12 protein-coding genes are annotated in these 13,231 nt (G+C 56.4%); 5 read left to right on the top strand and 7 right to left on the bottom strand.

The features are described 5' to 3' along the window. Position 1 precedes the first annotated feature (1 nt). The gene (gene ligA, locus AFK66_RS04850) at positions 2–2,020 is read right to left on the bottom strand and encodes an NAD-dependent DNA ligase LigA (RefSeq protein WP_038882279.1); all 2,019 of its coding nucleotides are present in this window, start codon (positions 2,018–2,020) and stop codon (positions 2–4) included. Between the two features lie 68 nt (positions 2,021–2,088). After that, positions 2,089–3,057: a cell division protein ZipA gene (gene zipA / locus AFK66_RS04845; protein ID WP_038882277.1), complete on the bottom strand. Its 969-nt coding sequence runs from the start codon at positions 3,055–3,057 to the stop codon at positions 2,089–2,091. A gap of 230 nt (positions 3,058–3,287) precedes the next feature. Here zipA and cysZ point away from each other — a divergent pair, with 230 nt between their 5' ends. The 5 genes from cysZ (at position 3,288) to crr (ending at position 8,127) form a co-directional block, all read left to right on the top strand. Next, positions 3,288–4,049, top strand: a complete 762-nt coding sequence (gene cysZ, locus AFK66_RS04840) for a sulfate transporter CysZ (protein ID WP_007777027.1) — start codon at positions 3,288–3,290, stop codon at positions 4,047–4,049. A gap of 147 nt (positions 4,050–4,196) precedes the next feature. Further along, positions 4,197–5,168 carry a cysteine synthase A gene (gene cysK / locus AFK66_RS04835; RefSeq protein WP_007777030.1) on the top strand — a complete coding sequence of 324 codons (972 nt, stop codon included), beginning with the start codon at positions 4,197–4,199 and terminating at the stop codon, positions 5,166–5,168. 383 nt (positions 5,169–5,551) lie between these two features. Then, complete coding sequence (gene ptsH / locus AFK66_RS04830) at positions 5,552–5,809, top strand: phosphocarrier protein Hpr (protein ID WP_000487600.1); 258 nt, start codon at positions 5,552–5,554, stop codon at positions 5,807–5,809. Between the two features lie 43 nt (positions 5,810–5,852). Beyond that, positions 5,853–7,580 carry a phosphoenolpyruvate-protein phosphotransferase PtsI gene (gene ptsI, locus AFK66_RS04825; RefSeq protein WP_007777034.1) on the top strand — a complete coding sequence of 576 codons (1,728 nt, stop codon included), beginning with the start codon at positions 5,853–5,855 and terminating at the stop codon, positions 7,578–7,580. A gap of 43 nt (positions 7,581–7,623) precedes the next feature. Then, positions 7,624–8,127, top strand: coding sequence for a PTS glucose transporter subunit IIA (gene crr, locus AFK66_RS04820; protein ID WP_004385842.1), 504 nt, complete (start codon positions 7,624–7,626; stop codon positions 8,125–8,127). A gap of 188 nt (positions 8,128–8,315) precedes the next feature. Here the strand turns inward: crr and cysM are convergent, their stop codons facing one another. From cysM to AFK66_RS04795, 5 genes are all read right to left on the bottom strand, one after another. Then, positions 8,316–9,230 (bottom strand): cysteine synthase CysM, encoded by a 915-nt coding sequence (cysM, locus tag AFK66_RS04815; protein WP_023898244.1) that lies wholly within the window; start codon positions 9,228–9,230, stop codon positions 8,316–8,318. 119 nt (positions 9,231–9,349) lie between these two features. Then, positions 9,350–10,444: a sulfate/thiosulfate ABC transporter ATP-binding protein CysA gene (cysA, locus tag AFK66_RS04810; RefSeq protein WP_007893753.1), complete on the bottom strand. Its 1,095-nt coding sequence runs from the start codon at positions 10,442–10,444 to the stop codon at positions 9,350–9,352. Continuing rightward, the gene (gene cysW, locus AFK66_RS04805) at positions 10,434–11,303 is read right to left on the bottom strand and encodes a sulfate/thiosulfate ABC transporter permease CysW (protein ID WP_007782703.1); all 870 of its coding nucleotides are present in this window, start codon (positions 11,301–11,303) and stop codon (positions 10,434–10,436) included. Before cysW ends, cysA begins: the two co-directional genes overlap by 11 nt. Further along, entirely contained in the window at positions 11,303–12,133 is an 831-nt protein-coding gene (cysT, locus tag AFK66_RS04800) for a sulfate/thiosulfate ABC transporter permease CysT (protein ID WP_007782700.1), read from the bottom strand. The genes cysW and cysT overlap by 1 nt, the downstream gene beginning before the upstream one ends. Then, the gene (locus AFK66_RS04795; protein ID WP_007782697.1) at positions 12,133–13,149 is read right to left on the bottom strand and encodes a sulfate ABC transporter substrate-binding protein; all 1,017 of its coding nucleotides are present in this window, start codon (positions 13,147–13,149) and stop codon (positions 12,133–12,135) included. The genes cysT and AFK66_RS04795 overlap by 1 nt, the downstream gene beginning before the upstream one ends. Between the last annotated feature and the right edge of the window lie 82 nt (positions 13,150–13,231).

Below are 13,231 nucleotides of genomic sequence, written 5' to 3'. Positions count from 1 at the left end.
ATTACTCACCTAGCAAACGCAGCATTTCTGCCTCGTCGATGACCTCAATGCCCAGCTCCTGCGCTTTCGCAAGCTTGGAGCCTGCCGCTTCACCGGCAATAAGCAGATCGGTTTTCTTCGACACGCTGCCGCTGACCTTCGCGCCCAGCGCGGCAAGCCGGGCTTTAGCGTCATCGCGCGACATCTGGCTTAACGTACCGGTCAGCACCACCGTTTTCCCGGCGAACGGGCTGTCTATCTCTTCGGCTTTTACCACCTGCGGCGCAGGCCAGTGAATGCCTACTTCTTCGGTGAGATCGCGAATGACGGCGCGGTTGCTCTCTTCTTCAAAGAAATTGAACACATGCGTCGCGACCACGATACCGACATCCGGCACTTTCAGCAGGTCGTCGATCGAGGCGTTAATCAGCGCCTCCAGCGTGCCGAAATGCGCCGCAAGCCCGGCGGCGGTTGCCTCCCCCACTTCCCTGATGCCAAGGGCATACAGGAAACGCGCGAAAGTGGTTTCTTTGGCTTTCTCCAGCGCATTGACCAGATTCTGCGCCGATTTCGGCCCCATACGATCCAGACCGGTCAGCTTACCTGCGGTCAGACGGAACAGATCGGCAGGCGTATGCACATATTCTTTCTCAACCAGCTGATCGATGATTTTATCGCCCATGCCGTCCACATCCATCGCACGGCGGGAAACAAAATGCTTGAGCGCCTCTTTGCGCTGCGCGCCGCAAATAAGCCCGCCGGTGCAGCGCGTTACGGCCTCGCCTTCAACGCGCTCAACGTCCGAGCCGCAGACCGGGCAGTGCGCCGGGAATACAACCGGCCGCGTCTCTTGCGGGCGCTCAGAGAGCACCACGTTGACCACCTGCGGAATAACATCCCCCGCGCGGCGAATCACCACTTTATCGCCGATGCGCAGCCCGAGGCGGGCTATTTCATCGGCATTATGCAGCGTCGCGTTGCTCACCAGCACACCTGCCACCTGCACCGGCTCAAGGCGCGCGACAGGCGTGATAGCGCCGGTGCGCCCGACCTGGAACTCCACATCGCGAACGGTCGTCATCTGCTCCTGGGCCGGGAACTTAAACGCCACGGCCCAGCGTGGCGCGCGCGCCACGAAGCCAAGCTGTTCCTGAAGCTCAAGCGAATCGACTTTAATCACCACGCCATCAATATCAAACCCGAGCGTCGGCCTGTCGGCCTCGACCTGATGGTAAAACGCCAGTACCTCTTCCGGCGTTTTCACGAGACGAATACGCTCGCTCACCGGCAGTCCCCAGGCTTTAAACTGTTGCAGACGTTCCATATGGCTGCGCGGCAGCTCGCCGCCTTCCAGCAACCCAACGCCATAACAGAAAAATGTCAGCGGACGTTTGGCCGTGACGCGCGGATCGAGCTGACGCAGCGATCCCGCCGCCGCGTTGCGCGGGTTGGCGAAAACTTTCCCACCCGTGCGCCGGGCTTCTTCGTTAATTTTTTCAAAGCCCGCCTGCGGCAGAAACACTTCACCGCGCACTTCGAGGCGCGCCGGAATGTTGTCACCGCGAAGCTTCAGCGGAATGGCGCGAATGGTGCGCACGTTGAGCGTGATATCTTCGCCGGTGGTGCCGTCGCCGCGAGTGGCGGCGCGGACCAGCAGCCCATTTTCATACAGCAGGCTGACCGCCAGGCCATCGAGTTTCAGCTCGCAGCAGTACACCAGCGCATCGGTGCTTTTCAGGCGATCCTGTACGCGTTTGTTGAACGCCAGGAAACTCGCCTCGTCAAACACGTTATCCAGCGAGAGCATCGGCACTTCATGCCGCACCTGGCTGAACTCGGTCAGCGGCGCGGCGCCAACGCGTTGGGTAGGCGAATCGGGCGTCACCAGTTCCGGATGCGCCTCTTCCAGCGCGCGCAGCTCGCGCATCAGGCGATCGTATTCGGCATCCGGCACTTCCGGCGCGTCCATAACGTGGTAGAGAAATTCATGATGGCGAAGCGTGGTTCGCAGTTGAGTCAGTTTTTCTTCGATTGATTCCATAACGCACCATCAATGATAAAAAACCCCCGACAGGCGGGGGTTATGGGAGAAAACTTAACGGCGGGCGGTTAGCCATTCGCCTCTTTCACATCGCGAATTCTGTCCTGATATTCACGTAGCTTCTGCGGCGTCATCATACGGCGCTGATCGTCCAGCACCACGCCGCCGACTTCATCGGCGATATGCTGCGCCGACTGCAGCATCAGTTTGAAGTTTTGCAGTTCATCGCCAAAGCCCGGCACCTGCATGAAAATGGTGATGCCCGGCGTGGTGAAATCAGTCATGGTTTCTGGATCAAACGAACCAGGCTTAACCATATTGGCCAGGCTGAACAGCACAGGGCCGCTGCCGTCCGGGCTCAGGTGACGATGGAAAATATTCATGTCGCCAAATTTAAAACCGGCCTGCTGGATGCTATTAAACAGCACATCACCATTGAGCTGGCTGCCTGCGTGAGCCGCAACGTTCATGATAATCACGGTTTCTTTCGGCTGCGGTTTTTCCGGTGCGCTCGCGGGCGCGGGTTCGGAAACCGGCTCTGGCTGCGGTGCAGGCTCGGCCACTGGCTGCGGCGCGGGTTGATGCATGGCAGGCTGTGCCGGTGCGGGCTGCTGGGGTTGCGGCGCGGTCTGGCGAACAGGCTGCGGCTGTTGCGGCTGATGCGGCTGATGCAGGGGCGCTTGCGGAGCTTCTCTGTAAGCCACTTCTGGCTCCGGCTCTACCGGCTCGCGAACAGGCTGACGCGGCTGAGAAGGCGCGTAAGGCGGCTGATAGTTGTGCTGAGGCTGGCGAACAGGCGCGCTTTCCGGTACCGGCGCGCTGCGGCGCACGCGAACTTCGCCAACGCCGTCGTCATCCGGCTCGTCGACGTCATCTTCGTCGTCATCCTCATCGCGCTTCGATTTCATGCGCTTCATCGGACGATCGCGGAACATAGAAGAACGCTCCTTACGGCTGGTCCACAGACCGTGCACCAGTAAGGCGATTATGGCGATCGCGCCAACAATGATTAATATCAGACGCAAATCCTGCATCATTATATTCTCTGTTGTTCTAACACCTTGCCATGACGGCAAACATTTACTCACTAAGAGTATTTGCCCATTACGGCAAGTGCAAGTGCGCGCTCGGTTTTCCGGACAGAAAGATGAAAGAAATCGTGCTTTTTGCTGTTTTTTCGACCATTTCTCGGGTGGCGCAAATTTCCCTCTCGGTTAAGATAACCAGGCCCCGGTTCGGGGAGGCTAATAAGGAGCTTTGCGGAACTATGGTTTCAAACACAGGCGCGGGTTCGCGCAGCGGTCTGTTCTACCTTTCAGAGGGCTTCAGGCTTATAAGCCAGCCCGGCATTCGGCGCTTCGTTATCCTTCCTCTGCTGGTCAATTTCCTGCTGATGGGCGGCGCGTTCTGGTGGCTGTTTACCCGCCTTGATAACTGGATACCGCAACTGATGTCCCATGTACCAGACTGGCTGCAATGGCTCAACTATCTGCTCTGGCCCCTTGCGGTTATCTCCATCGTGCTTGTTTTCGGCTATTTCTTTTCGACGGTGGCCAACTGGATAGCCGCGCCGTTTAACGGCCTGCTGGCCGAACAACTCGAGGCACGCCTCACCGGCGCCACGCCGCCGGATACGGGTGTTTTCGGCATCATGAAAGATTTACCGCGCATTATGAAGCGCGAATGGCAAAAGCTCGCCTGGTATCTGCCCCGCGCGCTGGTGCTGTTGCTGCTCTATTTTATTCCGGGTATCGGCCAGACCGTCGCGCCCGTGCTGTGGTTTCTCTTCAGCGCCTGGATGCTCTCAATCCAGTACTGCGATTACCCCTTCGACAACCATAAAGTGCCGTTTAAAACCATGCGCGCGGCGCTGCGCGAACGTAAGAGCTTAAATATGCAGTTCGGCGCGCTGGTCAGCCTTTTTACGCTGGTGCCGGTACTGAATCTTGCGATCATGCCCGTCGCGGTCTGCGGCGCAACGGCGATGTGGGTGGATTGCTATCGCGGTAAACACGCCAGCTGGCGCTAGGTTCGCTGGCCATATAACCGGGCTTATTCCATACTCTTAAGCATTATTTCGCATGGGCATAACGATATACGAAATCCTTACTTCCTCAGGCGCGTTGAGCGGGTATGCTGGTGCGGTTCCCAAATTTCATACAGTTAAGGACGGGCTATGAGCAAGATTTTTGAAGACAACTCGTTGACTATTGGCCATACGCCGCTGGTTCGACTGAACCGCATCGGTAACGGACGCATTCTGGCGAAGGTGGAGTCACGTAACCCAAGCTTCAGCGTTAAGTGCCGTATCGGTGCCAATATGATTTGGGATGCTGAAAAGCGCGGCGTACTGAAGCCGGGCGTGGAGCTGGTCGAGCCGACCAGTGGTAACACCGGCATCGCGCTGGCTTATGTCGCCGCCGCGCGGGGTTATAAGCTGACGCTGACCATGCCTGAAACCATGAGCGTTGAGCGCCGCAAACTGCTGAAAGCGCTGGGCGCAAATCTGGTGCTGACCGAAGGCGCTAAAGGCATGAAAGGCGCTATCCAGAAAGCGGAAGAGATTGTCGCAAGCGATCCGTCGAAATATCTGCTGTTGCAGCAGTTCAGCAACCCGGCTAACCCGGAGATTCACGAAAAAACCACCGGCCCGGAAATCTGGGAAGATACCGACGGCCAGGTTGATGTGTTTATCGCGGGCGTCGGTACTGGCGGTACGTTGACCGGCGTGAGCCGCTATATCAAAAACACCAAAGGCAAAACCGAGCTGATTACCGTCGCGGTTGAGCCGACCGATTCCCCGGTGATTGCCCAGGCGATAGCAGGTCAGGAGCTGAAACCGGGCCCGCATAAAATTCAGGGCATCGGCGCAGGCTTTATTCCAGGCAACCTGGACTTGAAACTGGTTGATAAAGTTATCGGCATTACCAATGAAGAAGCCATTTCCACCGCGCGCCGCCTGATGGAAGAAGAAGGCATTCTGGCCGGTATCTCTTCCGGTGCCGCCGTTGCCGCCGCGCTCAAACTTCAGGAAGATGAAACCTTTACCAACAAGAATATTGTGGTTATCCTGCCGTCCTCGGGTGAGCGTTATTTAAGCACCGCGCTGTTCGCCGATCTCTTCACTGAGAAAGAACTGCAACAGTGATGCCAGATTGTTAAATATGCGCAAAAAAGCACCCAAAGGGGTGCTTTTTTGTGGCGTGCATCAAACTTTTGTCTTGTATGGCATTGCCTGCATCGGCCGGGTCTGGTATTTAACCAGCAATTATTTCGATGCGTGAAATTAATCCCGAGACGAATTGATACGTGCTGAATCGATTTAACGATTTGGTTATGCTACTTCGATCGCGTCATAATGATTAATGACGAGCGAAACGCGAGCCGCATGGAATTAAACGCCATGCGTTTTTCGTGGTTCTGGCATCCGTGCTGCGTTCCGTTACGCCGACGCTAACTATACAGGCTAAAGTCACGCCGCCAGGCTAGACTTTAGTTCCACAAACTAAACCTATAAGTTGGGGAAATACAATGTTCCAGCAAGAAGTGACTATTACCGCTCCGAACGGTCTGCATACCCGCCCTGCTGCTCAGTTTGTAAAAGAAGCGAAAGGCTTCACCTCCGAGATCACTGTGACTTCCAACGGCAAAAGCGCCAGCGCAAAAAGCCTGTTTAAACTGCAGACTCTGGGCCTGACTCAGGGCACCGTTGTGACCATCTCCGCAGAAGGCGAAGATGAGCAGAAAGCAGTAGAGCATCTGGTAAAACTGATGGCTGAACTCGAGTAAGTTCTGGGTTCTTATTAAAATCAGTCACAAGTAAGGTAGGGTTATGATTTCAGGCATTTTAGCGTCTCCGGGTATCGCTTTCGGCAAAGCATTGCTGCTGAAAGAAGATGAAATTGTCATCGACCGGAAAAAAATTTCTGCCGATAAGGTTGATCAGGAAGTAGAACGTTTCCTGAGTGGTCGCGCCAAAGCCTCCGCTCAGCTGGAAGCTATCAAGATCAAGGCCGGCGAAACTTTCGGTGAAGAAAAGGAAGCTATCTTCGAAGGCCACATCATGTTGCTGGAAGATGAAGAGCTGGAGCAGGAAATCATAGCCCTGATTAAAGATAAGCACATCACTGCCGACGCGGCAGCGCATGAGGTTATCGAAGGTCAGGCGACCGCCCTGGAAGAGCTGGACGATGAATACCTGAAAGAGCGCGCCGCTGACGTGCGCGATATCGGTAAGCGTCTGCTGCGCAACATTCTGGGCCTGGCCATCATTGATTTAAGCTCCATCCAGGACGAAGTGATTCTGGTGGCAGCCGATTTAACTCCGTCGGAAACCGCACAGCTGAACCTGAAAAAGGTGCTGGGCTTTATTACCGATCTGGGCGGCCGTACTTCCCACACCTCCATCATGGCGCGCTCTCTTGAGCTGCCAGCGATTGTGGGCACCGGCAACGTCACCACTCAGGTGAAAAACGACGACTACCTGATCCTCGATGCGGTTAACAATAAAGTTTACGTTAACCCGACGAACGAAGAGATTGAATCCCTGCGCGCGATTCAGACTCAGGTTGCTGAAGAAAAAGCAGAGCTTGCGAAGCTCAAAGATCTGCCGGCCATCACTCTTGACGGCCACCAGGTTGAAGTCTGCGCGAACATCGGTACTGTGCGCGATGTCGCTGGCGCTGAGCGTAACGGCGCAGAAGGCGTAGGCCTCTACCGTACCGAATTCCTGTTCATGGATCGCGATTCACTGCCAACTGAAGAAGAGCAGTTCCAGGCGTATAAAGCTGTCGCTGAAGCGTGCGGCTCGCAGGCGGTTATCGTGCGTACCATGGACATCGGCGGCGACAAAGAGCTGCCGTACATGAACTTCCCGAAAGAAGAAAACCCGTTCCTCGGCTGGCGTGCAATCCGCATCGCGATGGATCGTAAAGAGATCCTGCGCGATCAGCTGCGTGCCATCCTGCGCGCCTCCGCGTTCGGCAAACTGCGTATCATGTTCCCGATGATTATTTCGGTTGAAGAAGTGCGCGCGCTGAAAAAAGAGATCGAGATTTTCAAACAAGAACTGCGTAACGAAGGCAAAGCGTTCGACGAAACGATTGAAATCGGCGTCATGGTGGAAACCCCGGCGGCCGCGACTATCGCGCGCCACCTCGCCAAAGAAGTTGATTTCTTCAGTATTGGTACCAACGATCTGACGCAGTACACCCTGGCGGTTGACCGCGGTAATGATATGATATCGCATCTTTACCAGCCGATGTCGCCGTCTGTCCTGAACCTCATCAAGCAAGTTATTGATGCATCTCATGCTGAAGGTAAGTGGACCGGCATGTGTGGTGAGCTTGCTGGCGACGAACGTGCTACACTTCTGTTGCTGGGGATGGGTCTGGATGAATTCAGTATGAGTGCCATTTCTATCCCGCGCATTAAGAAGATTATCCGTAACACGAACTTCGAAGATGCGAAGGTTTTAGCAGAGCAGGCTCTTGCTCAACCGACAACGGACGAGTTAATGACGCTGGTTAACAAGTTCATTGAAGAAAAAACAATCTGCTAATCCACGAGATGCGGCCCAAATTACTGCTTAGGAGAGAAGGCTAATGGGGTTATTTAGTAAACTGTTCGGTGATAAAGGCAATAGCGACACCGGAACCATTGAGATCGTTGCTCCACTGTCTGGTGAAATCGTTAATATTGAAGACGTGCCGGATGTAGTGTTCGCAGAGAAAATCGTTGGTGATGGCATCGCTATCAAACCGACCGGTAACAAAATGGTTGCGCCGGTTGATGGCACCATCGGTAAAATTTTCGAAACTAACCACGCTTTCTCTATCGAATCGGACAGTGGCATTGAGCTGTTCGTCCACTTCGGTATTGATACCGTTGAGCTGAAAGGCGAAGGCTTCAAACGCATCGCTGAAGAAGGCCAGCGCGTGAAGAAAGGCGATCCGGTTATCGAATTCGATCTGCCGCTGCTGGAAGAGAAAGCAAAATCCACGCTGACGCCGGTTGTTATTTCCAATATGGACGAAATCAAAGAGCTGACCAAGCTTTCTGGTAGCGTGACCGTCGGTGAAACGCCGGTTATCCGTATCAAAAAATAAGACTGACTCGTGTACAAAAATGGCGCCGCAAGGCGCCATTTTTTTATCTGAACCTGACCACGGACTCCGGACCATGCGCCACTGGCGTTTCCTCTGCCTGTTCCTCGCCCTGCGGCTACCGGGCTGGATGCGTACCGGAAGACGCGGCGGCTTAAATCCCCATCTGGCGTATGCCCGCCGTTATCGCATTAAATGCCCGCGCCCTGACTGTAGCTATTCTCTTCGCTAAAAATGCCTGTAGAGAGATAACGGTCGCCCCGGTCGCAGATAATCGCCACCACGACAGCGCCGGGGTTAGCGTGCGCCACGCGCAGCGCGCCGCATACCGCGCCGCCGGAACTGACGCCGCAGAAAATACCTTCTTTGCGCGCCAGATCGCGCATCGTGTTTTCCGCATCACGGTGATGAATATCCAGCACCTCGTCCACCAGCGACGCGTCAAAAATTCCCGGCAGATACTCTGCAGGCCAGCGGCGGATGCCCGGAATACTGCTGCCCTCTTCCGGCTGTAGCCCGACCACGGTTACCGGTTTTGTCTGCTCGCGCAAAAAGCGGCTGACGCCGGTGATCGTGCCGGTCGTGCCCATGCTGGAGACGAAATGGGTAAGCCGCCCGTCAGTCTGGCGCCAGATCTCAGGTCCGGTGGTCGTGTAGTGCGCCCAGGGATTATCAGGGTTGTTGAACTGATCGAGAATAATGCCTTCGCCACGCTTCGCCATCTCTGCGGCCAGATCGCGCGCGCCTTCCATTCCCTGCTCGCGGCTCACCAGCACCAGCTTCGCGCCATACGCCTGCATGGCCGCCTTGCGCTCCATGCTCATATTATCGGGCATCAACAGCGTCATGCGATACCCTTTAACAGCGGCAATCATCGCCAGCGCAATGCCGGTATTGCCGCTGGTGGCTTCAATCAACGTGTCGCCAGGTTTGATGTCGCCACGCGCCTCGGCGCGGGCAATCATCGCCAGCGCCGCCCTGTCCTTGACGGAGCCCGCCGGGTTATTGCCTTCGAGTTTGACCCAGATTTCGCTGCCGTTGTCCGGCGCGAGGCGCTGGAGCTTCACCAGAGGCGTATTGCCGATCGTTTGTTCGAGTGTGTTCACAATGTTTACTCAATAAAAAAGCCGGGTATCGCTTCGCTTACCCGGCCTGAAAAATGCGGTGATGACTGTCGGCACGGCAAGCGTAGCGCCACCGGGCGATAAACCTGCGCAATAAGCTATCAGGCAGACTTCGCCAGAGCAATATTCTCGCGCGTCTCGATACGCTCGTTGCCGTGATAAATACGCGCGTGCTGCAGGCCGACAAACAGCCGTTCCCCGCGCTGCGGTACATAATCCTCACGCAGCACCACGGTGAGCGGTTCGTCATACCAGCCCTGCGGCTGCACCACCAGCTGCATGTAGTGGCCTTTCGGACTCACTTCCAGCACGTGCACCGGCAGCGGCGAATCAAGGCTCGTACGGCGGCTCACGTCTACTTCCCAGGGGCGTAAGAAGAGATCCACCGGCCCCTGGTACGCAGGCGTAAAACCGAGCGGCCAGCGATGCGCGCCGACGTGGAACTGCCCGCCGCGCACGGTGCCTTTCAGCCGATTCACTTCGCCTAAAAACTCCAGCACGAAGCGGGTCGCCGGTTCACGCCAGACCTGTTCCGGCGCATCGGCCTGTTCGATATCGCCCTGGCTCATCACCACCACGCGGTCGGCCACTTCCATCGCCTCTTCCTGATCATGCGTGACGAAGACGCTGGTGAATTTCAGCTCTTCATGCAACTGACGCAGCCAGCGTCTGAGCTCTTTACGCACCTGGGCGTCGAGCGCGCCGAAGGGTTCATCCAGCAGCAGGATTTGCGGCTCTACCGCGAGCGCGCGCGCCAGCGCCACGCGCTGTTTCTGCCCGCCTGAAAGCTGTGCCGGGTAGCGGTCGGCCAGATGCGCCAGTTGTACCATTTCCAGAAGCTGCGTCACTTTTTGTTTAATCGCGGCCGCGTTCGGACGCTCGCGGCGCGGCAGAACGCTCAGGCCGAACGCGATGTTGTCAAACACCGTCATATGGCGAAACAGCGCGTAATGCTGGAACACGAACCCGACTTTACGCTCGCGCGCATGCAGGCGGCTTACGTCGGTGCCGTGAAAGCGGATCTGCCCGCTGGTCTGGTGTTCAAGCCCGGCGATAATGCGCAGCAGCGTGGTTTTCCCGGAGCCGGACGGCCCCAGCAGCGCCACCATCTGGCCGGAAGGGATATCCAGAGAGATATCATTAAGCACCTGGGTGCGACCAAAAGATTTCTTAATATTGGCAATCTCAATGCTCATGATTTCCCTCCTGTTGCACGCGTTTCTCCTGATTATTCAGGCGCCATTGCAACGCACTCTTTAAAAACAGTGTCAGAATCGCCATCAGCGTCAGCAGCGCGGCGGCGGTAAACGCGCCGACGGTGTTGTAGTCCTGCTCCAGCAGCTCAATCTGTAACGGCAGCGAGAGCGTCTCGCCGCGGATAGAGCCAGACACCACCGACACCGCGCCGAATTCGCCGATGGCGCGGGCGTTAGTCAGCACCACGCCGTAGAGCAGCGCCCAGCGAATATTCGGCAGCGTCACGCGGCGGAACATCTGCCATCCCGAAGCGCCCAGCAAAATCGCCGCCTCGTCCTCATGGCTGCCCTGGCTTAACATCACCGGCACCAGTTCGCGCACGACGAACGGACAGGTCACAAATATCGTTACCAGCGCCATGCCAGGCCAGGCGAACATAATCTGCATATCGTGCGCGTCCAGCCAGCCGCCGAGCGGGCCGTTGGAGCCGTAAAACAGCAGGTAAACCAGCCCCGCTACTACAGGCGAGACGGCAAAAGGAATGTCCAGCAGCGTCAGCAGCAACTGACGGCCAGGGAAGTTAAAGCGCGTTACCAGCCAGGCCAGCAGCGTGCCGAAGACCAGGTTAACCGGCACGGTAATCAGCGCGATCAGCACCGTCAGCCAGATCGCGTGCAGCATATCCGGGTTAGCGATATTCTCCAGCACCGGCATCAGGCCGTCGGAAAAGGCTTTGGCGAAGATGTAAATCATCGGCACCACGAGAATAAATGCCGACAACAGCATGCCAGTGCCGATAAGCAGCCATTTACCCCAGTTTATGCGCGCCTCTGCGCGCGCCTGCGTCATCATTGTCATCAGTGTCCCACCACCCTGCGTCCAAACCGGCTTTGCAGCGTGTTAATCGCAAACAGCAGCAGCAGCGACGCGGCAAGAATAACGGAGGCGATGGCGCTCGCGGCCGGGTAGTCGAACTCCTGCAAACGCACAAAAATCATCAGCGAGGTCACTTCGGTTTTCCAGGCGATATTGCCCGCGATAAAAATCACCGCGCCGAACTCGCCGAGGCTGCGGGTAAAGGAGAGCGCCACGCCCGCCATCAGCGCTGGCGAAAGCTCCGGCAGCACCACTTTGCGAAAACTTTGCAGGCGCGTGGCACCTAAGGTTTCCGCCGCCTCTTCATACTCCGGGCCCAGCTCTTCGAGCACCGGCTGAACGGTACGCACCACAAAAGGAATACTGGTGAACGCCATCGCCACCGCGATGCCAAGCCAGGTGTAGGTCACTTTGATATCAAACTTCGCCAGCCATTCGCCGTAAAAACCATTGACCGAGAACAGCGAAGCGAGCGTCAGGCCAGCCACGGCGGTCGGCAGCGCGAACGGCAGATCCATCAGCGCGTCGAGCAGCGTGCGGCCCGGAAAACGGTAACGCGTTAAAATCCAGGCCATCAGCAGGCCAAACGCGCCGTTAAAGAGTGAGGCGACCGCCGCGGAGAGCAGCGTCACTTTGTACGCTGCCACCACCTGCGGATTAGAAATCACGTCCCAGTACTGCGCCCAGGTCATCTGGGAGAGCTGTATTACCAGCGCGCTCAGCGGCAGCAGCAGAACAAGGCAGACAAACAACAAACTGGTGCCGAGGCTTAAGGTAAACCCCGGCAGCACGCGTTTAGACACAGCAAACATCACTTACGCCCCGCCGCCACCAGCTTGTCGAACTCACCGCCGCTGGCGAAATGGGTTTTCATCACGTCCGGCCATTTGCCGAAGGCGTCTTCCACGCGAAACAGCTCGGTTTGCGGGAATTTATCTTTCAGCGATTCCATTACCTGCGGGTTATTCACACGGTAGTAATAGCTGGTGATAATCTGCTGCGCCTGTGGCGTATAGAGCCAGTTCAGGTAGGCTTTGGCCGCTTTTTCCGTGCCGTTGGCCTTCACGTTTTTATCGACCCACGCCACCGGGAACTCCGCCAGGATATTCACCTTCGGCACGACCACTTCGTAGCCTTCTTTGGCGTACTGGTTACGGATGTTATTCACTTCCGATTCAAAGCTAATCAACACGTCACCCAGGCCGCGCTCCACAAACGTGGTGGTCGCGCCGCGACCGCCGGTGTCGAACACCTCTACGTTTCTCAGGAACTGGGTCATAAACTGCTGGGTTTTGGCTTTATCACCACCGTCGGCTTTGTCCGCCGCGCCCCAGGCCGCCAGATAGGTATAGCGCGCGTTGCCGGAGGTTTTCGGGTTCGGGAAAATCAGCTTCACGTCCGGGCGCACCAGATCGCTCCAGTCGTGAATGTTTTTCGGGTTCCCTTTACGGACCAGGAACGCCATGGTGGAGTAAAACGGCGAGCTATTGTTCGGCAGACGCGCCTGCCAGTCGGCCGGGATCAGATTGCCTTTGTCGTGCAGGATCTGAACGTCAGTCACCTGGTTATAAGTTACAACGTCTGCTTTTAAGCCCTGTAAAATCGCGAGCGCCTGCTTTGAGGAGCCAGCATGAGACTGTTTGATCGTCAGCTTGTCGCCGTTGTTCTCCTTCGCCCACTGCTGTTCAAACGGTGGGTTCAGGGCAGCGAACAGCTCGCGCGAAACATCATAAGAGCTGTTAAGCAATTCAGTCGCCTGCGCGGAACCCGCCATCAGCAGAGAAATCGCCAGCGTGCCCCATGCTTTTTTCACTGATTTCACGGCCATTTTGCACCTTATAAATGTGATAACGATCGAGCCATCAGTGTATTTATACGGGTGAGAAAGCTATACCGCTTTTATATACCGT

Source organism: Cronobacter malonaticus LMG 23826, assembly GCF_001277215.2.
GTDB lineage: Bacteria > Pseudomonadota > Gammaproteobacteria > Enterobacterales > Enterobacteriaceae > Cronobacter > Cronobacter malonaticus.
Note: the sequence above shows the minus strand (reverse complement) of the source record. Positions and strands in the feature narration are given on the sequence as shown.